Genomic DNA, 23,269 nt, shown 5'->3' with positions numbered 1-23,269 from the left:
AAATTCCTTACGCGGCATCCTCGAACTGGGCGTAGCCGGACGCTTCCAGCTCCAGCGCCAAGTCCTTGCCGCCGCTCTTCACGACACGGCCCTTCGACATCACGTGCACGACGTCGGGCACGATGTAGTTCAGCAGCCGCTGATAATGGGTGATGACGACCATCGCGCGCTTGGGCGAGCGCAGCGCGTTGACGCCGTCGGCCGCAATGCGCAGCGCGTCGATGTCGAGGCCGGAATCCATCTCGTCGAGGATGCACAGGCTCGGCTCGAACAGCGCCATCTGCAGCACCTCGTTGCGCTTCTTCTCACCGCCGGAGAAGCCGACATTGACGCCGCGCTTGAGCATGTCCTGCGGGATGTTCAGCGACTTCGAGACCTCGCGGACCTTCCTCAGGAAGTCCGGGGTCGAATATTCGCTTTCGCCGCGCGCCTTGCGCTGCGCGTTCAGTGCGGTGCGCAGGAAGGTCATGGTGGCGACGCCGGGAATCTCGACCGGATACTGGAACGCCAGGAACACGCCCTTCGCGGCGCGCTCGTTGGGATCCATCTCCAGCAGGTCCTCGCCCTTGAACAGGATCTGGCCGTCGGTGACCTCGTAGCCGGGCTTGCCGGCGATGACGTGGGAGAGCGTCGATTTGCCGGAGCCGTTCGGCCCCATGATCGCGTGAACCTCGCCCTCGTTCACGGTCAGCGTCAGCCCGTGGAGGATCTCACGCTCCTCGACACGAACCTTCAAATCCTTCACTTCAAGCAAAGCCATCTTGGTGTCCAGTCTATTCAAATGATGCATGGAGCGCCGTAGCGCACCGCGAGGGTCGGCGATTAGCCGACCGACCCTTCGAGCGAGATCGAGATCAGCTTCTGCGCTTCCACCGCGAATTCCATCGGCAGCTGCTGAAGCACGTCCTTGACGAAACCGTTGACGACGAGGCCGACGGCTTCTTCCTGGGTGAGGCCGCGCTGGATGCAATAGAACAGCACGTCCTCGGAGATCTTCGAGGTCGTCGCCTCGTGCTCGAACGTCGCCGAGGAGTTTTTGGCCTCGATATACGGCACGGTGTGCGCGCCGCATTTGTCACCGATCAACAGGGAATCGCACGCCGTGAAGTTGCGCGCGCCGGTCGCTTTCCGGTGCGCGGTGACGAGCCCGCGATAGGTGTTCTGCGACTTGCCGGCGGCGATGCCCTTCGAGATGATCCGGCTCGACGTGTTCTTGCCGAGGTGGATCATCTTGGTGCCCGAATCGACCTGCTGGAAACCGTTCGAGATCGCGATCGAGTAGAACTCACCGCTGGAATTGTCGCCACGCAGGATGCAGCTCGGGTACTTCCAGGTGATGGCGGAGCCGGTCTCGACCTGGGTCCAGGAAATCTTGGACCGATCGCCACGGCAGTCGCCACGCTTGGTGACGAAATTGTAGATGCCGCCCTTGCCTTCCGAATTGCCGGGATACCAGTTCTGCACCGTCGAGTATTTGATCTCGGCATCATCGTGCGCAACGAGCTCGACCACGGCGGCGTGCAGCTGGTTCTCGTCGCGCTGCGGCGCGGTGCAGCCTTCGAGATAGGAGACGTAGGAGCCCTTGTCGGCGATGATCAGCGTGCGCTCAAACTGGCCGGTGTTGCGCTCGTTGATGCGGAAATAGGTCGACAGCTCCATCGGGCAGCGCACGCCCGGCGGCACGTAGACGAACGAGCCATCGGAGAACACGGCCGAGTTCAGCGTCGCGTAGAAATTGTCCGAGGTCGGAACCACCGATCCCAGATATTTCTGCACCAGCTCGGGATGCTCGCGGATCGCCTCCGAGATCGGCATGAAGATCACGCCGGCCTTCTTCAGCTCGGCCTTGAAGGTCGTCGCAACCGAGACCGAATCGAACACCGCGTCGACCGCGATCTTGCGCCGGGCCGGATCCTGATCGCCGGGCTTCGGCTCGACGCCCTCGAGCATCGCGACTTCCCGCAGGGGAATGCCGAGCTTCTCGTAGGTCTTCAGAATTTCGGGGTCGATCTCGTCGAGCGAGGTGACCGTCTTCTTCGGCTTCGGCGCCGCGTAATAATAGAGGTCCTGGAAGTCGATCTTGGGATAGTCGACGCGCGCCCAGGTCGGCTCAGTCATGGTCAGCCAGCGCCGATAGGCCTCGAGCCGCCACTGGAGCATCCAGGCGGGTTCGTTCTTCTTCTCGGAGATGAACTTGACGGTCTCTTCCGACAGTCCCTTGGGGGCCTTGTCGGACTCGATCAGGGTTTCAAACCCATAACGATACTGATCGACGTCGATGCGCTTCACGCGCTCGACCGTCTCTTGCACGGCTGGCATTCTATCCTCCGCTCGCGGTTTCAAGGACCGCGGTGGATCACAAACTTGGACGAGTATTACGATGTTTTTCGGCAGAAAGCACGTGCTTAGAACCGTTCAAGCCGTGTTTCGTCGCTTAGGCTCTAAGTAGGGTATTACCAAGCTTTCGCCAAGCCTCTAACGCCCTGTTGATGTCATCTGGTTCCGTGGACCAGCCCAGACTGAGACGCACCGCTCCCTGGGCGACGGTGGCATCATACCCCATTGCCGACAGCACGTGAGACGGCTGCACTTTGCCTGATGAACAGGCAGAGCCCGAGGACACGGCCACGCCTTCGAGATCGAAGCCGATCACGGCGGTTTCGGCCTTCAGGCCGGGGGCAGTGAAAAGGATGGTATTTGGCAACCGCTCGATGTCATCCGAGAAGACCCTCGCGCCGGCGATCCCGCGGATACCATTTTCCAAGGAATCTCTAAGGGTTGCCATCCGCTCCGCATCCTCCGGCAGAGTCTGAAGGGCCGCTCTCACCGCTGCGCCGAAGCCGGCGATGCCAGCGACATTCTCGGTTCCCGCACGCCGGCTCAGCTCCTGTCCGCCGCCCCGCAACACGGGTTCCAGTCCAGCGATTCCCTCCGCCAGGACCAGTGCGCCGACACCCTTGGGTCCGCCGATCTTGTGCGCGGAAAAGGTCGCAAGGTCTGCGCCCATAGCCTTGATATCGAACGGGATTTTCCCCAGCGCCTGGATCGCATCGACGTGCAGGAGTCCGCCAGCCTCGTGGACGATCCCTGCGGCCTCTGCGATCGGCTGAATTGCGCCGGTCTCGTTGTTCGCAGCCATGATGGAGACCAGCGCCGGCGGGCCGTCACCGAGCAACGCCTTCAGATGGCCGAGGTCGATGACGCCGGCGCGTGTGACCGGGATCTGGCTGACCTTGTCCGCTGGGAACCGGCCGCCTGACAGCACCGAGGCATGCTCGACAGCCGAGACCAGCAGGCGTTCGACAGGACCGCCGGACGCCCCCCGCAGACCGGGCGACAGCGCCAACGCATTGGCCTCGGTTCCGGCTGAGGTGAAGACGACGTTCCGCGGCAATGCACCGACGGCCGCCGCGAGCGTGGCGCGGGCTTCCTCGACCAGCCGGCGAGCCTCGCGACCCTCGGCATGAACCGAGGACGGATTGCCGATCAGCTCCCAGGCTGCAAGCATCGCGGTCCGCGCTTCGGCGCGGAGCGGCGTGGTCGCATTCCAGTCGAGATAGACACGACTCGGCATGAGGTATCATGTTACTCCATGGATCAGGCTGGTGTGCCCGTCCTGGAGCCCGACATGGGCCCCCGTGGAGCGCTTGGCAACTCGATTCCGAATCCCCGTCGCGCAATGACGCCGCCATGACACGCTAACATCTTGAGCCCATTGCGGGATGTTCAAGATGCTTGCTTTTTGACCCTCGCCTCATGTTAGAACGCCCGCGTCAGTTCACCGCGCGCCGCTCGCGCACCATCCGAGGGCGCCGCTCCACTCTTCCATTCGCGGTTTGATCGGCACAGCAGTCGATGGAGTCCGCACAATCGGTTGATTGCTGAAGAGCGTCTTCAAGGGATCAATCAAGAGATCATCATGCCTGAAGTCATTTTCACCGGCCCTGCTGGCCGTCTCGAAGGCCGCTATCACCCGGCCAAGCAGAAGAACGCGCCGATCGCGATGATCCTGCATCCGCATCCGCAGTTTCACGGCACGATGAACCATCAGATCGTGTACCAGTGCTACTACGCCTTCGCGCATCGCGGCTTCTCGGTGCTGCGCTTCAACTTCCGCGGCGTCGGCCGCAGCCAGGGCTCGTTCGACCACGGCACCGGCGAATTGTCGGATGCGGCCGCAGCGCTCGACTGGGCGCAGACCATCAATCCCGAAGCACGCGCCTGCTGGGTCGCCGGCTTCTCCTTCGGCGCCTGGATCGGCATGCAGCTGTTGATGCGCCGTCCCGAGGTCGAGGGCTTCATCTCGATCGCGCCGCCGGCCAACCTTTACGACTTCTCGTTCCTGGCGCCCTGCCCGTCGTCGGGCCTGATCGTGCATGGCGAGAAGGATGCGGTGGTGCCGCCCAAGGACGTCAACACGCTGGTCGAGAAGCTGAAGACGCAGAAGGGCATCGTGATCGACCAGCAGGTCATCCCCGGCGCCAACCACTTCTTCGACGCCAAGCTCGAGCCGCTGATGGAAACCATCACGGCCTATCTCGATATGCGCCTCGCCAACGTGCGCTAAGGCCTCAAATGGGCTCCTTCGTCGCCTTGCTGCGTGCCGTCAATGTCGGCGGCACCGGCAAGCTGCCGATGAGCGAGCTCAAGGCCATGTGCGAGGAGCTCGGCTTCGCCGCCGTGCGCACCTATATTGCGAGCGGCAACGTCGTCTTCACGAGCCGCAAGTCGGAAGCTGCAATCAAGACCGCCCTCGAAAAGCGCCTGCACGCCTACGCCGGCGCGCCGGTCGGGGTGCTCGTGCGTAGCGCCGCCGAGATGGCGCAAGTCTCGGCCGACAATCCTTTTCCAAAGGCAGCGCCCAATCGCACCGTCGCGATCTTCCTCGACAGGGCGCCACCTGAAGACGCGCTTACCAGCATCCGCGGCCAGAACAACGAAGAGCTCCGCCTCGGCCGCCGCGAGATTTACGTGCACTATGGCGACGGCATGGGGACGTCGAAGCTCGTCATCCCCGCCGCCAAGACCGGCACCGCGCGCAACATGAATACCGTCGCAACGCTCGCGAAGATGGCCGCGGAGATCTAGGCCAGCTTGAGCGCGGCGATCCCGATCAGCACGAGCGCGATGCCGGCAAGCTTCATCGCGCTCAAGGTCTCGCCGAACAGCACGACGCCCAACAGGAAGGTGCCGGCCGCACCGATGCCGGTCCACACCGAATAGGCGACGCCGACCTCCAGCACCTGCAAAGCGCGTCCGAGCAGGAAGACGAAGGCGGCGAGCAGCACCAGCGAGGCGATGCTCCAGCCTGCCCGCGTGTAGCCTTCCGCATATTTCATCGAGATCGCCCAGCCGACATCAAGCGCACCGGCGATCACCAGCATCAGCCAGGCCATGGATTGCGACATTGGCGTGCGCTCAGGCCGCAAGCTTCAGCAGATGCGCGTCGTGGCGCACCAGGAAGGCACGCAGCAATTGCGGATAGTCGGCGCCGACTGCAGTGCGCACGCTTGGACGTTTCGCAAGCTCCGCGCGCCATGTGCGGACCTGCGGCAGATCGCTGAAGATGCCGTGCTCGGTCAATTCGTCGAACAGGTCGAAATAGCGGAAGATCGGGGCGAAGACCGCATCCACGAGGCTGAACGCATCACCTGCGAAGTAAGGCCCCGCACCGAGCGCGGCCTCCTCGCGCGCGAATTTCGCCGCAACCGCCTGGCGCTTGCCTTCGAACGTCGCCGGATCGGTCGTGGTCTCCAGACCCCAGAGGTCACCGAGGATCGCCGAGCCGAACTCCATCCAGGCGCGATGCTCGGCGCGCTTCAACGGATCCGCCGGATGCAGCTTGAGGCCTGCCTGCGTCTCCTCGATGTATTCGCAGATCACGTTGCTCTCGAACAGCGCGACCTCGCCCTTCTCCGTCGTCACCACCAGGACCGGCACCTTGCCGAGCGGCGAGAGTTTCAGAAACCAGTCGGGCTTGTTGGCAAGATCGATGTCGATCCGCTCGAACGGCACGCCCTTCTCGTTGAGCGCGATCACGGCACGCTGCACATAGGGGCAGAGCTTGTGGCTGATGAGTTTCAGTGAAGCGGTCATGGCAATGATCCCGGCGGTTTGATGCAACTGCATCCAATATAAATGCAATTGCATTCACTCGTCAAGATCGATGCATTTGCATCAACCGACCTTGGATCTTAAGGACAGGACCTCAGGGCCGCGCCATCACGCCGCCCGTCATCGGCATCGGCACCCCCGTCGTGGCCGGGTAGGACAGCGGCAGGCCCTTGAGGCCGCGGGCGGCAAGGAAGCCGAAGGCCTGCGCCTCGATGGCGTCGGAGGCCCAGCCGAGCGTCTCGGCGGCTTCGACGGTGGCCGAGCCCACCCGCTCCCGCAGCATCCGCAGCATGGTGAGGTTGCGGGCGCCGCCGCCGCAGACGATCCAGCTCCGCGGCCGGCGCGGCAGGAGCGAGATGATCCGGGCGATCGCGGCCGCGGTGAAGGCAGTCAGGGTCGCGGCGCCGTCGGCCGGCGGGACATCGCCGAGCTTCAGCGCGGCAAAGTCGTTGCGGTCGAGCGATTTCGGCGGCAGAGCCGCGAAGAACGGCAGTTCCAGTGCCCGCGCGATCCAGGTTTCGTCCGCCTTGCCGAGCGCTGCGAACTTTCCTTCCGCATCGAAGGCCTGGTTCATGGTGCGGTACATGAAATCGTCAAGCAGCGCGTTGCCCGGTCCGGTGTCGCAGGCGATCAGCGTGTCGTTGCCGTCGATATAGGTGATGTTGGAGACGCCGCCGATATTGACGACGACGATCGGCCCTTCGCGCTCCAGCGAATGGACGAGCGCCCGGTGGTAGACCGGCACGAACGGCGCGCCCTGCCCGCCGGCCTCGACGTCGGCGGCGCGGAAGTCGTGCATCACGGGGATATGGATCGCCCTGGCCAGCGCCGGCGCATCGCCGATCTGGACCGTAAGCCGCTTCTCGGGGCGATGCAGCACCGTCTGGCCGTGGAAGCCGACGATGTCGATGTCCTCCGGCTTCATCCGGTTCTGGGCGATGAAGGCGGCCACAGCCTCGGCATGGGCCAGCGTCACCGCGCGCTCGGCCTCGGCCAGAACGCCCGGGCGGGCGTCGCGTCGCGGCAGGTGCACGGCCTCGCTCAGCGCCTGGCGCAGCAGATTGCGCTCCGCCGGGCTGTAGGCCCGGTAACCGGACGGCCCGAACGCCTTCACTTGCTTTCCGTCGGTTTCGATCAGCGCGACGTCCACCCCGTCCAGCGAGGTGCCGCTCATCAAACCGAGTGCCGTCAACATCATGGATCAGCGTCCTCAAGAGACCCCCTCCGGCATGCCGATCTTGTGCCAGAGGGACACATCTTATAATGCCACAGGCAAAGTGGCGGGTGGCAATCGAGTTCCCACGGGAGACCCTTAAATTGCACCCGAAACAGTAAACCAAGAATTGTCAGGCTCGCCGACAGATGACTGCATTTAAATCGGATTTCCTCAATACCCTGCAGGAACGTGGTTTCATCCATCAGTGCTCCGATTTCGAGGGGCTGGACGCGCTCGCCGCCAAGGGCGAAGCGACCACCTATGTCGGCTACGATTGCACCGCTCGCTCGCTGCACATCGGCAACTACCTGACCATGATGATGCTGCACTGGCTCCAGCAGTCCGGCAACAAGCCGATCACGCTGATGGGCGGCGGCACCACCATGGTCGGCGACCCCTCCGGCAAGGACGAGACCCGCGCGATGCGCACCGTCGCCGAGATCGAGGCCAACAAGGAATCGATCCGCGGCGTGTTCGCAAAGGTGCTGCGCTACGGCGACGGCAAGAGCGACGCCGTCATGCTCGACAATGCGGAGTGGCTGACCAAGCTCAACTGGATCGAGATGCTGCGTGACGTCGGCCGGCATTTCTCGGTCAACCGCATGCTGACCATGGACTCCGTGCGGCTGCGCCTCGAGCGCGAGCAGGAGATGAGCTTCATCGAGTTCAACTACATGGTCTGCCAGGCCTACGACTTCGTCGAGCTCGCCAAGCGCACCGGGTGCAAATTGCAGATGGGCGGCTCAGACCAGTGGGGCAACATCATCATGGGCGTCGATCTCGGCCGCCGCATGGGCACCCACCAGCTGTTCGCGCTGACGACACCGCTGCTGACCACGGCGTCCGGCGCCAAGATGGGCAAGACCGCGCAAGGCGCGGTGTGGCTGAACGCCGACCAGTTCTCGCCCTATGACTTCTGGCAATACTGGCGCAACACCGAGGACGCCGACGTCGGCAAATTCCTGAAACTGTTCACGACGCTGCCGATGAGCGAGATCAGGAAGCTCGAGGCGCTCGGCGGCTCCGAGATCAACGAGGCCAAGAAGGTGCTTGCGACCGAGGCGACCGCGCTCTTGCACGGCCGCGACGCGGCAAACCAAGCGGCTGAAACCGCGCGCCGCACCTTCGAGGAAGGCGCGCTGGCCGAAAGCCTGCCGACGGTGGAAATTCCGCGCGGCGAGCTGGACGCCGGCCTCGGCGTGCTCAACGCCTTCGTCAAGGCAGGCCTGGTTGCCTCCAATGGCGAGGCACGGCGCCAGATCAAGGGCGGCGGTCTGCGCGTCAACGACGAGTCCGTCAGCGACGAGAAGATGGCGCTGTCGGCGGCCAATCTGACACCTGAGGGCGTGATCAAGCTGTCCTTCGGCAAGAAGAAGCACGTCCTGATCCGGCCTGCATAGGCGTATGAGCTTTTGATGCTTGTCAGGGCGCGCCGAAGCGCGCTCCCTGACCGGCAATGGATCAAAACACGCCCAGGGAAACTTCGAGGGAACAAGCCGTACGCACGCAGCGAGATGCGGTGCGCACCGCACTCATCGTGCTCGGACTGTGCTTCACGCTCGCCGTCCTCGGCCGCGGCCTCAGCGAGAGCTTCACTGTCTTCCTCAAGCCGATCTCCGAAAACTTTGGCTGGGACCGTGCGCAGGTCGTCTCGATCTACTCACTGACCTGGCTGATCAGCGGGCTGACCGCGCCACTGGTCGGGCGCCTGTTCGACCATTCCGGACCGCGCATCGTCTACGCACTCGGACTTTTCCTGCTCGGCTCGGCCTTCCTGATCGCTGCGCACGCGCAGGCGCTCTGGCAATTTCAGCTCTCGATCGGCCTCTGCGTCGGCATTGGCGTCGCCTTCATCGGCATTGTGCCGAACTCGATCCTGCTCGGCCGCTGGTTTGGGCCACGGCTGCCGACCGCGATGGCGGTGGTCTATTCGGCGATGGGCGGCGGCGTGCTGGCGCTGCTCCCGACCTCGCAGCTTTTGATCGATCATCTCGGCTGGCGTGAAGCCTATCAGGTATACGGCTTCGCCGCGCTCGGTTTGCTCGTGCCGCTGCTGCTTCTGCCCTGGCGCATGTTCGCGCTCGGCTCGCCGCGTGTCAGCAAGAAGACCGATCCTGATTTCATCGACAACGGCTGGACGCTTGCGAGCGCGATGCGCCACCACGCCTTCTGGGCGCTGTTCTCGACCTTCTTCTTCACCGCGGTCGGCATGTATTCGATCGCCGCGCAGATCGTGGCCTATCTCATCGACGCCGGCTTTCCGCCGCTCCAGGCCGCAACCGCCTGGGGTTTTTCGGGCGTGGTGCTGGTGTTCGGCATGCTCGGCGTATCCGCGCTCGACGGGCTGATCGGGCGCCGGCCCTCGGTACTGCTCAGCTACGCGATCTCGATCATCGGCATCGTCCTGCTCTGGCTCTTGCAGTATTATCCGAACATCATCCTGCTCACCGGCTTCGTCGTCTGTTTCGGCAGCATGATGGGCTCGCGCGGCCCGCTGATCACAGCGACCGCCATGAAGATTTTTCGCGGCAAGCGCGTCGGCACGATCTTCGGCACCATCTCGATCGGCAGCGGATTGGGTTCGGCGTTCGGCTCATGGAGCGGCGGCCTCATCCACGACTTCACGCACGGCTACAATCTCCTGCTCGTCTTCGCACTTGCGAGCGTGATCCTCGGAATGATTCCATTTCTGATTGTCCCTGCCTTGCGGGAGTAGGTCTCCCCGACGTAACCTGCACCCCTCCGCGTCACCGGGAAATTACGGGCGACACACGCGGCTCCGCGTGCGAAACAGTCGAGCGCAACCGGAGTTAAGGGACGAACTGCGATATTTTGTCCACATGACAAAAATGTCAGCACGGAATTGACCCCGGGTGGCTTGCGAGGCCGAACTGAATACGGTCCAAGTCGCCCATTGGATGGAGGGCACAAACCAATGAACTTTTCCTATCTCACTCGCTTTGAACCGGTTCTCCTGAGCCTGTTCCGCTTCATCACCGGCCTGCTGCTGTTTCAATTCGGCGTAGCCAAGCTTTTCAAGTTTCCGCCTTTGCCGATGTTCGCGAAAGTCGAACTGATGTCGCTTTACGGCGCGGCCGGGACGCTTGAACTGGTGCTTGGCGCGCTGTTGATCCTCGGCCTGTTCACCCGCCTCGCCGCTTTCATCCTCTCCGGTGAAATGGCCTTCGCCTACTTCATGGGACATATGCTCAAGGGCGAGACGCCGGTGCTCCTGCCGCTGCTCAACAACGGCACGCTTGCCATCCTGTTCTGCTTCGCCTGCCTCTATCTCTCGGCGGCCGGCGGTGGCCCGATCAGCGTCGATGCGGCGCTGGGCAACGAACGCGCCTCGACCGGCGGCGCATTTGCGCGACGCTGACGCGCGCAATTGACGCGCAAGTCATGGATGGCACCGGCAGCTTTGCCGGTGTCATCTACCGCGAGCCCAGCACGTTCCAGATCAGGACGAGGGCCGCGACGAGCAGCGCGGACATGATGAGGCGGTGAACGAATCGGTTCATTGCCGCTCCCGCCAGGCTCGATGACCACCAAAGTCCAGCATCGATCTTTTCCAGCATACGCGCTGACGTGCGCCGACGCATGTCGCTTTGCCTGCACGGTTGCGCATCAGGCTGCGAACGGTCACGCGCGCGGCCGGCGGCCGCATGCCTATGTTCATGATTGGTAAGAACTTCATGCTACCGATGCGAGCAATAACAACCATTTCGTAGAGGCTGCGATGAAGCTGCTGAGCCATCTGAAGATCCGCACCAAGCTTACCAGCATGGTCTGTCTTGCGGCTCTCACAGTCACGGCCATCATCGCGGTATCGGCCTTCCTCAGCAAGAGCCGCATGATGGAGGACCGGGTCCAGCAGATGAAGACCGCGGTCGACATGCTCTACAATCTCGCCCAGTCGGTCCAGGACGACGTCACCGCCGGCAAGCTGACGCAGGCCGAGGCCAAGGCCCAGTTCCACATGCGCGGACGGCGCATGACCTTCAACGGCAACCAGGGCTATCCGGTCGTCTACAACGCCGACACGTCCCTCCTCGTCAACGGCGCCAACCAGCAGCTCGAAGGCAAGATCACCGGCGCGATCGACGCCAACGGCGTCCTGATTGCCGACGCGATCCTCAAGGCCGGCGAACAGAATGGCGGCGGCGTAGCCTCCTATCTTTATCCCCGCCCCGGCCAGACCGAAGCGGTGCGCAAGACCGTGTTCGCGCGCAAGTTCGCTCCCTGGAACGCGACGATCAGCTATGGCCTCTATGTCGACGACATCGACGCCGATGTGCGCGCGCTGACGCTCGAGCTTGCCGCGGTCGGCTTCGGCCTGATGCTGCTGATGGCGACGTTGTCGTGGCTGATCGCCCGCGACGTGCTCGGCGCGCTTGATCGCCAGAAGACCCGCATGCAGGAGATCGCCGACGGTGCCATCGACAAGCCGGTCGAGGAGACCAGCCGCGGTGACGAGATCGGCCGCATGGCCGAACCCCTCGAAGTGCTCAGGCAGACTGCTTTGACGGCGCGCACGCTGGAGTCCGAACAGATCGCCGCCAAGACACGCAGCGAGCAGGAGAAGCGTGACGCGCTGATCGCGCTCGCCGACCGCTTCGATGCCTCGGTCGGCCAGCTCGTCGGCCTGATGGCCTCGGGCTCCGGCGAGCTCGAGACCACCGCCAAGTCGATGTCGTCCACGGCCGAGGGCACCAACCGCCGCGCCGCCGTGGTCGGCTCGGCCGCCACCGAAGCCAGCCAGCGCGTCCAGACGGTCGCGGCTGCCGCCGAAGAGCTCTCCTCCTCCATCACCGAGATCAGCCGCCAGGTCGCGCAATCCGCCGAAGTGACCGGCCGCGCCGTGGACAGCGCACGCCGCACCGACACCATCGTCCGTGCCCTCTCTGACGGCGCCCAGCAGATCGAGCACGTCGCCGAGCTGATCTCCAGCATCGCGGCGCAGACCAATCTGCTCGCGCTGAATGCCACCATCGAGGCCGCGCGCGCTGGTGAAGCCGGCCGCGGCTTTGCCGTCGTCGCCTCCGAGGTGAAGTCGCTGGCGAGCCAGACCGCGGAAGCCACCCGCGAGATCGGCGACAAGATCGCCCAGATCCAGGGCGCGACCAAGGAGGCCGTGGACGCCATCGGCGGCATCACCGCCACCATCGAGGAAGTCAGCCGGATCGCCACCTCGATCGGCGCGGCCATCGAGGAGCAAGGCGCCGCCACCGCCGAGATCGCCCGCAGCGTCTCGCAGACCGCTGAAGCGACCAAGGAAGTCACCACCAATATCGGCGGCGTCAGCACCGCAGCGAACGAGACCGGCAACGCCGCCGGCATGGTGCTCGCGGCCGCCTCCAACCTCTCCAAGCAGGCCGAGCAGCTCTCAGGCGAGGTCGGCACCTTCCTGGCGGGCGTGCGCGCGGCATAAGCCGCGCAACATCTGCGCAGGTTCCGAACAAGACGACGCATCTGCGAATCGATGTTCGGAGCGCACCGGATTGATCGCACGAACACGATCACGATGCATTTTTCTGGACACGTCGCCGCAGGCATCGGCGTCTTCCCTGCACATGCGTGTCCATGGCTGCGCAGATTGCGCCGCGTCTGAACACGCCGTGCCCTGCGTTCAGGAATGGTAAGGACTTCCTGATACGGCTGCGCGAGAATTAGCATTTTGCAACCGTTCGCGAGGCCGTTATGACGCTGCTCAGTCACCTGAAAATCCGCACCAAGCTTGCCAGCATGGTCTGTCTTGCGGCGCTCACCGTGACTGCCCTCATCGTCGCGTCAGCCTATCTCAGCAAGACGCGCATGCTCGAAGATCGCGCGCGCCAGATGCAGACGGCAGTCGATCTGCTGCACGGCTTCGCGCAATCGCTCCAGGACGACGTCACCGCCGGCAAGATGACGCTCGCCGATGCGCAAGACCAGTTCAAGCTGCGCGGCCGGCGAATGAAGTTCAACGGCGGCCAAGGCTATCCCGTCGTCTATACCGCCGATTCAACAGTGATGATGAATGGCGGCGCGCCTCAGCTCGAGGGCAAGAACAACGGCATCAAGGATGCCAATGGCATCGTGATCGGCGATGCCACGGTGGCCGCAGGCAAGCAGACACCGGAAGGCAGTATCCTGTCCTATCTCTTCCCGCGTCCGGGCGAGACCGTTCCGGTCCGCAAAATGGTGTTCGCTCGCCAGTTCGCGCCCTGGAACGTCGCGATTGCCTACGGTCTCTATGTCGACGACATCGACGCCGACGTGCGCGCGCTGACGCTGGAGCTCGCCGCAATCGGCGTTGGCCTGATGCTGCTGATGGCGACGCTGTCCTGGTTGATCGCCCGCGACGTGCTCGGCGCGCTCAACCGCCAGAAGACCCGCATGCAGGAGATTTCCGAAGGCGCTATCGACAGGCCGGTCGAGGAGACCGATCGCGGCGACGAGATCGGCCGCATGGCCGAGACGCTCGAAGTGCTCAGGCAGACCGCTTTGACGGCGCGCACGCTGGAGGCCGAGCAGGTCGCCGCCAAGACCCGCAATGAGCAGGAGAAACGCGACGCGCTGATCTCGCTCGCCGACCGCTTCGATGCCTCGGTCGGCCAGCTCGTCGGCCTGATGGCCTCGGGCTCCGGCGAGCTCGAGACCACCGCCAAGTCGATGTCGTCCACGGCCGAGGGCACCAACCGCCGCGCCGCCGTGGTCGGCTCGGCCGCCACCGAAGCCAGCCAGCGCGTTCAGACCGTTGCCGCCGCGGCCGAGGAGCTCTCCTCCTCCATCACCGAGATCAGCCGTCAGGTCGCGCAGTCCGCCGAGGTGACGGGGCGCGCCGTCGACAGCGCACGCCGCACCGACACCATCGTCCGTGCCCTCTCTGACGGCGCCCAGCAGATCGAGCACGTCGCCGAGCTGATCTCCAGCATCGCGGCGCAGACCAATCTGCTCGCGCTGAATGCCACCATCGAGGCCGCGCGCGCCGGTGAAGCCGGCCGCGGCTTTGCCGTCGTCGCCTCCGAGGTGAAATCGCTCGCCAGCCAGACCGCGGAAGCCACCCGCGAGATCGGCGACAAGATCGCCCAGATCCAGGGCGCGACCAAGGAGGCCGTGGACGCCATCGGCGGCATCACCGCCACCATCGAGGAAGTCAGCCGCATCGCCACCTCGATCGGCGCGGCCATCGAGGAGCAAGGCGCCGCCACCGCCGAGATCGCCCGCAGCGTCTCGCAGACCGCTGAAGCGACCAAGGAAGTCACCACCAATATCGGCGGCGTCAGCACCGCAGCGAACGAGACCGGCAACGCCGCCGGCATGGTGCTCGCTGCGGCCAGCAATCTCTCCAAGCAGGCCGAGCAGCTCTCAGGCGAAGTCGGCACCTTCCTGGCGGGCGTGCGCGCGGCGTAAGCTTCCCGACGCCAATCCCTCCACATGCGTCATGGCCGGGCTTGTCCCGGCCATTCACGTTTTGCCGCGCGGCACGAAGGACGTGGATACCCAGGCCTTCGCCGCGCCGAAGCGGCTTCGGCCGCGCAGCCGGGACGAGCACCTGCGAATTTTTAGTGGGTTATCGCCGCGCGAGGGTGCAGCCGCTCGAGAGCTGGCGCGTCGATCCGGTCGAGCCGTCGTTCGACTGCGACGGGAATTCCTCGAACGGCGTGTTCTGCTTGCCGGTGTTGAATTCGAAGATCTTGCGGAACACACCCGGCACCATGGCCGAAACCGGATTGACGCGCATCACCGGCGCGGCCGGCGTACCGACGACCTCGTAGGTCACGCCGATCAGGCCTTCCTTGTCGCCACCGCCCAGGAACAACCCGAGCACCGGAATCTGTCCGAACATGTTGTTCAAGCCGTACATCGGCACGAAGGTGCCGCTCATGCAGACCTGGTTGCCGGGATAGTCGATCGAGCCCTCGATGGTGGCGCCGATCATCGGGCCCTTGACGACGCCATCGCGGATCGTCAGCGCGCCGTTCTGGCGCGTGAACTCGGCGCGCAGCGCGCTGAAGGAGACGCCGTTCCCGGTGCCGTTGGGCGCGCCGGCGGCAACGCGTTCGAGCTGCGCCTCGCCCTTCACCGTGAAGTCGCGGACGTTGATGAGGCCCTCGCGCGTGGTGTTCGGCTCCGACGTCGGCGGCTCCATCGCCACCACCATCTGGCCGCCGCTCGCCTTGGTGTAGGTGTCGGTGAAGCGCAGCAACGCGCCGGCATCGTTGGTCTGGAGGTAGATCACCTCGCGATTGCCCTGGGCGCGGCCGCCGCGCAAATCGGCTGCCACCGGCGTGTCGCGGCCGATCTTGCCGTTCAGCGTGAAGGCTTTGACGGTGCCGTTGCGCCGCGACATCTTGCCGTCGACGCTGCGCATCGCCTCGCCGTTGAAGCCCGCGACGGCACCGAGCTTCACGTCGATGTCGAAATCGACGTTCTTCATCTTGTTCTTGGCGTCGTCCTTGGAATTGCCCGAGATCGCCGACTTCAGGAAACCGCGGCCGTCGAACACATCCCCGCGCATCGTGCCCCGCACCACCCCGTCCTGGCCACGCTCCACCTTCAACGAGGCCTTGTCGCCGTCGGACGGGGCGTAGGTCGGGAAGTTCGCGTTCATGAGGTCGCCGTTCGGATCGACTTCAAGCGAGCCCTTGATCGAGGCGCCGCCGCCTTCGACGACGATGTCCTCCAGGCGCGTTGATTGCGCCGTCGGCACCACCTTGAAGCTGGCCTTGGCCGACTTGCCCGGCAGCTTGACCCAGCCGGGCAGGATGTTGTCGAGCTTGACCGAGGTCAGGTCCGCCTCGACACCGAGCTTCGTCGTCTGGTCGGGACCTCCGGCGATCTTGCCCGACAGCTTGATCGGCAGCGATCCGCTCACGGCAGGGCTGAGGTCGAATCCGAGACGCGCGCGGCTCGCATCGTCGAGCGTGGCCTGCAATTTGACGTCAGCGTCGCCCTCGGTCGGCTTGCGATAGTCCAGCGAAGCCGCCTGCCCGTTGATCTTGACGTCGCCCTTGACCTGATAGCCCTGGTTGTTGGCTGATATCTTGAGGTTGTTGGCCTCCAGCTTCTGGTTCATCACCAGCTTGTCGGCGGCAAAGCCGTTGAGGTCGGCGCTGACGGCGTAGCTGGTGTCGCCCTTGGTCAGCGCGCCCTTGACCGGCAAGCCGAGCTGGATGTTCGCCGAGAACGTTCCCTTGCTGGTGTTGGGATCGACGAACGTCGCCGACAGATCGCTGAGCCGATCATTGGAAAGGATTTCGGCGGCGGCCGCCACGGGGCCGTCGGCGCGGAACCTGGTCCGCGATGGCGACGGCTTGGGCGCCATATCCGGCACCTCGAAGACGAAGTCGGAGATCGTGACCTTGCGGCCCGCCGGCGTATCGGCAATGCCCTGCCCGATATTCACGGTCGCGGTGCGCCCGGTCACACGCGCCTTCAAATCGGCATCGTGCACCACCGGCATGCCATCCACAGGGCGGACCGCGACGCCACTCGCGACGATGTTGACCGACAGGCCGTCGTCGGGAATGGGCGGCCCCTTGCGCGGGAGGTTCTTCGTCGGCGAATTGACGCCGATCTCGATGCGCTGGAGCGTGCCGCGCTCGATCCGCTCGATCACCCATTCGCGCAACTCGGGAACGACGAGCGTCGGCCACATCCGCTTGAGCGCGGAGGCCGACATCGGCGTTCCCGCAAAGCCCAGCGTCAACCGCGGCTCGCCCGAATAGTCGATGGCACCGGTGCCGGCGACGCCGATCTCGCCATTGCTGATATCGGCTTGCGTCAGCAGCATGCGCTTGTGGTCGGTATCGAAGCGGAAGCCGATCGCGATGCGGTTGAAGACCAGCGGGGGCTCGTTGTCGATGCCGCCCAGCAGGATCGAGCCGCCGCTGAAGCCAAGCTGCCAGTCGTTGGTGGTGCCGTTGGGCGGCTCGAGATGGGCCAGAAGCGTCAGGCGGTTCGCGCCCGAGAGAATCTTGAACGGAGCGACCAATACCCGCCGGTTCGAATCCCACTCGACGTTGATCTCGGCCGAGTCGATCGCCATCGGATAGTCAGGCGTGTCGGTGTCGATGATGTTGCCCGCACCGACCGCGATCTTGCCGCGGAAGAAGGTCGGCACGCCGTCGCGGCCGAGCTCGCCCTTGAGCTCGCCGGTCAGCGGCAGGTCGGCGGTGTAGGTGAAGTCCTTCACCCGGAGTGCCAGCAGGATGTTGGCGGTGGAAAGCTTATCGGCGCGGATGTCGACCGAACGCACACCATTCTCGGCAGGGCCGATCGTGGCGCGCAGCGACCACGGGCGCGCGCCCTCCTCGCCTAGGCTGAGCGCGACGCCGCCATGGCTCGGCCGGCGCAGGCTGAGCGTGATGTTCTCAAAGCTCCATTTGCTGCCGCGCTGCTGATCGTCGACGATCAGATTGCCGTTCTTCAGACCGATCTCGTTCAGGTTCTGGCCGTCGAGGCCGGTCATACTCAGACTGTCGAGCCAGTCGAGGCCCTGAAGAATGCCGCTCGGGGCAGCGGCCTGGGGAGCGGCCTGCGATGCGTCCGGGTTTGCAGGTTCGGTGGCGAATGGCGGCGGCGGGACACCGTTGCGCGGGAATGTCGGCGGCAGGCCCGCTTCCTTCTTGGATGCGACGCCGGTTGCCAGCGGCTTGGCGGTGTCGCCGGCGGATACGGTGACGGTGCCGTCGGGCGCGATGCGGATCGCGAGCTCGGCATCGACGAGGTTGAGGCTTTCCGCGCGCAGGTGCCCCATCAGGAGACCCGCCCCCGACAGCTTCACTTCGGCCTTCGGCGCGGTGGCGACGATGGCGTGATCATGGTCGCGGACGACGATGTCGCGGATGCGCACGGCGATGCGGATCCGCCCGGCCCGCTCGATCTGGGTGCCGCCGACCTCCACAGTGTTGCCGTGGCCGATATTGTCCTCGATGGCAGCAGCGAGCCAGGGTGTCGCGATGTCGAGATTGATGGGACCCGCACCAAGCCGCCACCACAGCGCGCCGAAACAGCCGATGAAAATGACGGCAAGGGCTCCGACCACGATGGCCAGCCGCTTCAGCCAGCGATCAGCCGCCAGCCAGCGGCGCATTGACGCAAACCCGTCACCGAAACGATGGAAGCCTGAATTGGAACGCGACAACAGCCGGCGCGCCCGATAGCCCGCCGCTGCTTCCTGATCCGGATCCCAGTCGGCGTCGTCCCATTCCTGCGGCTGCTGTTGACCGCCGCGCCGATCGAAATCCCGATTGTAATCCTGGGGCGACGTATTCCTTGCCATTGCCTCTCGATACAGGCGCCCATCGTAGGATTGAGCACCGCCGGGACCGCAGCCGTCCGCGGGAAGCGAAGCTCCCCGCGCCGGCATTGCCGCCATACCTCGAATGTTCCTGCTGTTCGTCATTTCGCCCCGGGCGCGCGTTCAACGAGCAGTGGGGTGGTGCGTGGAATTCCTTGTAACCATACCCCGGCGTCGCCAGACTTGCCCAGACGAGGGCGATTCCGGCACACCGGACGAGAGCTGCAATACCGCTTTGGTTGACCCGCCGAAAGCGACGAAAGGAAGGCGTATGTCCAAGAAATCCCGAAAGAAATCGTCCAAAACGCCCTCCGGCATCGCAACGGCTAAAAAGAAGACCCCGACCAAGCGGGCAACGACTCAAACAAAGTCCGCAAAAACACAGCGGACGCAGGCGAGCAAATCAACCAGGACCGTAGCAAAAGCAGGATCACATAAGGCCGCATCGAAACAGTTAAATTCCTCCAAATCGGCCTCCGCGCCCGCGAAGGCGAAGCCGGCCCTGACCGAAGGCCAGAAGGCGCCCGCCTTCCGGCTGCCCCGCGACGGCGGCGATGTGGTCTCGCTCGCCGACTATGCCGGTCGGAAGCTCGTCCTGTTCTTCTACCCCCGCGCCGACACGCCCGGCTGCACCCGGGAGGCGATCGATTTCACGCGTCTGGCGGACGCTTTCAGCGCTGCCGGCACGGCCCTGCTCGGCATCTCCGCCGATCCGTTAAGGGCCCAGGAGAAGTTCCGCGACAAGCACAGCCTCGGCATGCCCCTCATCTCGGATGAGAAACACGAGATGCTGGAGGCGTACGGCGCGTGGGGCGAAAAATCCATGTATGGCAAGAGCTTCCTCGGAGTTCTTCGCACCACGATACTGCTTGGTGCCGACAGCAAGGTAGCCAGGGTCTGGCGCAATGTCCGCGTCGACGGCCACGCCGACGAGGTGCTGGAAGCGGCAAGAGGCCTTTAACCAATCCGTTAAATTCGAGTGGTTCCATTTCCGGAAATTAACCATGACTGGCCCAGATTGCTGCGGCAATTAGGCCGTACGGACTCATCCGACCGGCGCGGGAGTGCCGATGTCGAAAAGTTCTGCCCAATATTCGCAGTACCCCCAACATCACGCGCACGACCACGGACGGCCCCTCCATCGCCGTCCTGCCGCCGCCGTGGCTGCAGCCGCGATCCCCCTTCCCTCGACCGACGACGCCTACACCATCGTGCACCACGGCAAGCAGGTCCGCCTCGGACCTGTGGTGTTCTGGATCGTGGTCGGCACCGTCGTGCTGCTCGGACTCTGGTCGGCCGCGACCGCGACCTATTTCGCCTTCCGCGACGACGTCCTGACCCGGCTGATCGCGCGCCAGGCGGAGATGCAGTACGCCTACGAGGATCGCATTGCCGAGCTCCGCGCCAAGGTCGACCGCACCACCAGCCGGCAGCTACTCGACCAGGAACAGTTCGACCAGAAGCTCGACCAGATCATGAAGCGCCAGACGGCGCTGGAGTCCCGCGCCACGGCGCTCGGGGCCATGCCCGACGTCACGGGATCAATCCCCCGCACGGCCCCGCAGCGCGGCGATTCGAGCCAGGGCGCGACGCAGGGTACGCCGAAGCCGTCGCCGATCAGCGACACCGTGATCTTCGTGGCACCGCCCGATCGCGAAGCGCGGCTTGAGTCGCGCGCGCCGACCGTCGCGGCACCGCCGACCAGCCAATTCGCCAAGAACCAGGGTTTCGACAACGTCCTGGTCCGGCTCACGACCTCGCTTGACCAGGTCGAGCGTCGCCAGATGGCGACGCTCAGCGCCGTCGAGGAAGGCATGGATTCACGCATGCGCCGGATGCGCGGCGTCGTCAGCGACCTCGGCCTCAATCTCGCCAGCCTCGAAGCCGCCGTGCCGCGCTCCGCGATGGGCGGTCCTTTCGTGCCCGTCAAGCTGACGGCCAATGCCGGGCCGTTCGAGAAGCAGCTCAACCGCATCAATGTCACCCGCGCCGAGATGGACCGGCTCAATCGCACGCTGGCGCTGGTGCCCTACCGCAAGCCCGTCATCGGCGAGGTCGAATTCACCTCCGGTTTTGGCGTGCGCAGCGATCCGTTCCTGGGCCGGCCCGCGATGCATACCGGCCTCGACTTCCGCGCCGCGACCGGCGATCCCGCCCGCGTCACCGCCAACGGCAAGGTGGTCTCGGCCGGCTGGTCCGGCGGCTACGGCCGCATGGTCGAAGTCGATCACGGCAACGGGCTGTCGACCCGCTACGGCCATCTCTCCGAGATCAACGTCAAGGTCGGCGAGATCGTGAAGCTCGGCCAGGTCATCGGCCTCGTCGGCTCGACCGGCCGTTCCACCGGCCCGCACCTGCATTACGAAACCCGCATCGACGGCGAAGCGGTCGATCCGCAGAAGTTCTTGCGCGCCGGCGTGCGGCTCAGCGCGGGCTAGTAAGCCCGTGCCACGCGCTTTCAGCGTGGCCGCGCCTACCGCCGGCCGCCGCCCATCCCGCCTCCGGGACCTCCGAAGCCGCCACCGCCCATTCCACCGCCGGGTCCCATGGGCCCGCCGCCGGGCGAACCAAATCCACCGGGGCCTGACGGGCCGCTCGGACCCGTCGGCGCGGAGCCGGGATTCGCACTCGGGCCAGGTCCCGGGCCAGATCCCGGCGCAGGTCCACCACCGGGCGCGCCGGGCTGGCCGCCGCTCGGAGTGGTGGCGCTGCGGTTCGGATGCAGGATCGAGCCGCCGGGCGACCGATTGGGATTGCCACCGGATGGAGGGGCTCCAGGCCCCTGGCCTATGGCCTGAGCCGACTCCACCTGGAAGCCGCGCGAGCGATCGAACACGCCGTTGACCACCATGCGGGCTTCGCCGGCGGCCGGGCCAAAGCGTGAACCGTCACGAGCCACGAAGCCGGAGCCGAGCTGGAGGTTCGATCCCACGCGCTGCACATAGGCCTCGATCGAGAGGCGGCTTGCGCCGACGAGATCCGAGAAGTCGTCGATGCGCGTGCGCGCGGCCTGCATCGTGCCCTGGCTCGAACGGCCCTCGATCTGGGCGCGCTGGCCAACCAGCAGCGGATCGACCCCGCTCAGCCTCAGCCCGCCAATATGCAAGCCGTCAGGCCCGCGCTCGACGAGACCGGTGACACGCTCGGTCGCCTCGCGCCGCGGCTCGATCAGGCTTGCGACGATCACGCCGTCGGTCCGCCGCAGGCCGTAGACGGCCACCTGCGTGCCCGCACGAAGCTTGCTCTCCTTCTCGCTTGTGACGATCTTCTGGCCGAGCACCGTCAGCTCGTTGCCCTTCACGGTTTCGATCGGACCTGCGACCTCGCTCGCGATCGTGATGTTGCGCGTCACGAGCGTGCCGTCGGCCTGACGGGTCGCGACCACGCGCGCAAGCTGGCCGATGCGTAGAGCCTTGGGGCTCGCGGCCTCGCCGTCGATCCGGACCGGCACGTCGCTCGCATAAGTGACCCGCTCGCCGTTGACGTAGATGCTGCCAAACCGCTGAATCACGCCGACGATGCCGGTGCCGCCGATGCCGTGGTCGTCACCGCGCCTGATTCCGGTGCCGCCGATGCCCTGATCGGTGCCGCGCTTAACCTGCGCGTGGGCCATCGCCGTACCGGCGAGCCAAAATCCTGTCAGCAGCAGACGGCGGGAGATCAGCGGCGGCCGGCTCATGAAGAACCACCCTCCTTGCCGCTTTCCTTGCTGCTGTCCTTGCCGCCTTCCTTGGCCTCTGCCTCGCCATCTGCATCTTCGCTGTAGATGTAGATGCCGAAATTCCAGCGGGCGTCGCCGCCCTTGTCCTTGCCGAGCGCGCGGTTGGCCTCGCGGTTAGCGGTCTTCAGCGCGTCCATCGCGAGCTCGCGCGAGCGTGCCTCGAGGCGCCGCGCCAGCTTGGGCGAAATGTTGTTGTAGTGCACCGCGCGTTCGAGGAAGCGCGGCGCCGCGCCTGAGACGTTCTGCGCGGCGGCCGCGATATGGTCGTGCAGATTGCGGCCGAGATAGTGCCATTTGCTGTCGTCCTCGCCGCTCGGGACGAAGGCCGCCTCGACCAGCTCGATCTCGTCGGAATCGTTGATGGTGACGAGCTTGCGGTCGACCCATTCGTCGAGCACCGCGCGCGGCCGCACGTCCTTGGTGACGGAGGCAACCAGCTGCTCGAACGACGGCGCATCGCCCTCGGCCGTGCGCGGCAACGCCAGCGGCTCGCCCTTCGCATCGGTGAATTCGGGCGCAGCAAGCCAGCGCGCGATCACGGCGCTCGTCAGCGACACCGCGGCCGGCGCCTCGTGCACCGGCGCGCCGGCACCGCGCAGCCGCGCCACCTCCTTACGATGGATCCCGGTGAGCAGGCTGACACGGCTGTCGGTCTGCTCCTTCCCCTCCAGCGCAAAATCGTGCTCGGCGACGTTGACGAACAGCTCGCGAAGCAATTGCGCCAATGCCGGAAAGGTCATGCCGCTGCGAATGCAGAGCCGCACGAGCGGGCGCAGCAGCCGCGCCAGCGGCGCGTGCAGCTTCGCGGCAGTCGGCTGCGGAGCCGCTGCTTTGGACCCGGACTTGGCATTCATGTCTGAATTGTACCCGCGCCCCACGTGGGACACAATCCCACTTGTTTCTCCCTTCCGGTTGACGTGGTAAATTTTCC

At 65.1% G+C, this 23,269-nt stretch carries 19 protein-coding genes; 9 read left to right on the top strand and 10 right to left on the bottom strand.

Annotation, left to right across the window (positions count from 1 at the left end):
- Nucleotides 1-7: 7 nt before the first annotated feature.
- From sufC to J4G43_RS24825, 3 genes are all read right to left on the bottom strand, one after another.
- Nucleotides 8-760 (bottom strand): Fe-S cluster assembly ATPase SufC, encoded by a 753-nt coding sequence (gene sufC / locus J4G43_RS24835; RefSeq protein ID WP_028161255.1) that lies wholly within the window; start codon nt 758-760, stop codon nt 8-10.
- 62 nt (nt 761-822) lie between these two features.
- Nucleotides 823-2,319, bottom strand: coding sequence for a Fe-S cluster assembly protein SufB (sufB, locus tag J4G43_RS24830; RefSeq protein WP_208071631.1), 1,497 nt, complete (start codon nt 2,317-2,319; stop codon nt 823-825).
- Nucleotides 2,320-2,434: 115 nt separating this feature from the next.
- Nucleotides 2,435-3,574 (bottom strand): cysteine desulfurase family protein, encoded by a 1,140-nt coding sequence (locus J4G43_RS24825; protein ID WP_208086620.1) that lies wholly within the window; start codon nt 3,572-3,574, stop codon nt 2,435-2,437.
- A 345-nt stretch (nt 3,575-3,919) separates the two neighbouring features.
- Between J4G43_RS24825 and J4G43_RS24820 the strand changes: the two genes are divergently transcribed.
- Complete coding sequence (locus J4G43_RS24820; protein ID WP_014495555.1) at nt 3,920-4,567, top strand: alpha/beta hydrolase; 648 nt, start codon at nt 3,920-3,922, stop codon at nt 4,565-4,567.
- 8 nt (nt 4,568-4,575) lie between these two features.
- Nucleotides 4,576-5,088, top strand: a complete 513-nt coding sequence (locus J4G43_RS24815; RefSeq protein ID WP_208086619.1) for a DUF1697 domain-containing protein — start codon at nt 4,576-4,578, stop codon at nt 5,086-5,088.
- Here the strand turns inward: J4G43_RS24815 and J4G43_RS24810 are convergent.
- From J4G43_RS24810 to J4G43_RS24800, 3 genes are all read right to left on the bottom strand, one after another.
- Complete coding sequence (locus J4G43_RS24810) at nt 5,085-5,408, bottom strand: DMT family transporter (RefSeq protein WP_208086618.1); 324 nt, start codon at nt 5,406-5,408, stop codon at nt 5,085-5,087. The genes J4G43_RS24815 and J4G43_RS24810 overlap by 4 nt on opposite strands.
- Nucleotides 5,409-5,418: 10 nt before the next feature.
- Nucleotides 5,419-6,096: a glutathione S-transferase family protein gene (locus tag J4G43_RS24805; protein ID WP_208086617.1), complete on the bottom strand. Its 678-nt coding sequence runs from the start codon at nt 6,094-6,096 to the stop codon at nt 5,419-5,421.
- Nucleotides 6,097-6,208: 112 nt separating this feature from the next.
- On the bottom strand, nt 6,209-7,312 hold the full coding sequence (locus tag J4G43_RS24800) for an anhydro-N-acetylmuramic acid kinase (RefSeq protein WP_208086616.1): 1,104 nt from the start codon (nt 7,310-7,312) through the stop codon (nt 6,209-6,211).
- Nucleotides 7,313-7,476: 164 nt separating this feature from the next.
- On the opposite strand from J4G43_RS24800, the gene tyrS reads away from it, so the two are divergent.
- The 3 genes from tyrS (at nt 7,477) to J4G43_RS24785 (ending at nt 10,709) form a co-directional block, all read left to right on the top strand.
- A complete protein-coding gene (gene tyrS, locus J4G43_RS24795) occupies nt 7,477-8,730 on the top strand; it encodes a tyrosine--tRNA ligase (protein WP_063983526.1) in 1,254 nt (417 codons plus the stop codon).
- A gap of 56 nt (nt 8,731-8,786) precedes the next feature.
- Nucleotides 8,787-10,046, top strand: a complete 1,260-nt coding sequence (locus J4G43_RS24790) for an MFS transporter (RefSeq protein WP_208086615.1) — start codon at nt 8,787-8,789, stop codon at nt 10,044-10,046.
- A gap of 219 nt (nt 10,047-10,265) precedes the next feature.
- On the top strand, nt 10,266-10,709 hold the full coding sequence (locus J4G43_RS24785; RefSeq protein ID WP_071914328.1) for a DoxX family protein: 444 nt from the start codon (nt 10,266-10,268) through the stop codon (nt 10,707-10,709).
- A gap of 138 nt (nt 10,710-10,847) precedes the next feature.
- Here the strand turns inward: J4G43_RS24785 and J4G43_RS24780 are convergent, their stop codons facing one another.
- On the bottom strand, nt 10,848-11,087 hold the full coding sequence (locus J4G43_RS24780) for a hypothetical protein (protein WP_208086614.1): 240 nt from the start codon (nt 11,085-11,087) through the stop codon (nt 10,848-10,850).
- Between J4G43_RS24780 and J4G43_RS24775 the strand changes: the two genes are divergently transcribed.
- On the top strand, nt 11,070-12,761 hold the full coding sequence (locus J4G43_RS24775; RefSeq protein WP_208086613.1) for a methyl-accepting chemotaxis protein: 1,692 nt from the start codon (nt 11,070-11,072) through the stop codon (nt 12,759-12,761). The genes J4G43_RS24780 and J4G43_RS24775 overlap by 18 nt on opposite strands.
- A 269-nt stretch (nt 12,762-13,030) precedes the next feature.
- On the top strand, nt 13,031-14,725 hold the full coding sequence (locus J4G43_RS24770; protein ID WP_208086612.1) for a methyl-accepting chemotaxis protein: 1,695 nt from the start codon (nt 13,031-13,033) through the stop codon (nt 14,723-14,725).
- Between the two features lie 160 nt (nt 14,726-14,885).
- On the opposite strand, the gene J4G43_RS24765 is transcribed toward J4G43_RS24770, so the two are convergent.
- Nucleotides 14,886-18,686 (bottom strand): YhdP family protein, encoded by a 3,801-nt coding sequence (locus tag J4G43_RS24765; RefSeq protein WP_208089406.1) that lies wholly within the window; start codon nt 18,684-18,686, stop codon nt 14,886-14,888.
- A gap of 202 nt (nt 18,687-18,888) precedes the next feature.
- Between J4G43_RS24765 and J4G43_RS24760 the strand changes: the two genes are divergently transcribed.
- Nucleotides 18,889-19,578 carry a peroxiredoxin gene (locus J4G43_RS24760; RefSeq protein ID WP_166096410.1) on the top strand — a complete coding sequence of 230 codons (690 nt, stop codon included), beginning with the start codon at nt 18,889-18,891 and terminating at the stop codon, nt 19,576-19,578.
- 109 nt (nt 19,579-19,687) lie between these two features.
- Entirely contained in the window at nt 19,688-21,055 is a 1,368-nt protein-coding gene (locus J4G43_RS24755; RefSeq protein WP_201266171.1) for a M23 family metallopeptidase, read from the top strand.
- Between the two features lie 35 nt (nt 21,056-21,090).
- On the opposite strand, the gene J4G43_RS24750 is transcribed toward J4G43_RS24755, so the two are convergent.
- Both J4G43_RS24750 and J4G43_RS24745 read right to left on the bottom strand, forming a co-directional pair.
- Nucleotides 21,091-22,296, bottom strand: coding sequence for a DUF5666 domain-containing protein (locus J4G43_RS24750; protein ID WP_208086611.1), 1,206 nt, complete (start codon nt 22,294-22,296; stop codon nt 21,091-21,093).
- Nucleotides 22,293-23,192 (bottom strand): DUF6502 family protein, encoded by a 900-nt coding sequence (locus J4G43_RS24745; protein WP_208086610.1) that lies wholly within the window; start codon nt 23,190-23,192, stop codon nt 22,293-22,295. Before J4G43_RS24745 ends, J4G43_RS24750 begins: the two co-directional genes overlap by 4 nt.
- Between the last annotated feature and the right edge of the window lie 77 nt (nt 23,193-23,269).

The sequence above is a fragment of the Bradyrhizobium barranii subsp. barranii genome, assembly GCF_017565645.3.
GTDB classification, from domain to species: Bacteria; Pseudomonadota; Alphaproteobacteria; order Rhizobiales; family Xanthobacteraceae; genus Bradyrhizobium; species Bradyrhizobium barranii.
Note: the sequence above shows the minus strand (reverse complement) of the source record. Positions and strands in the feature narration are given on the sequence as shown.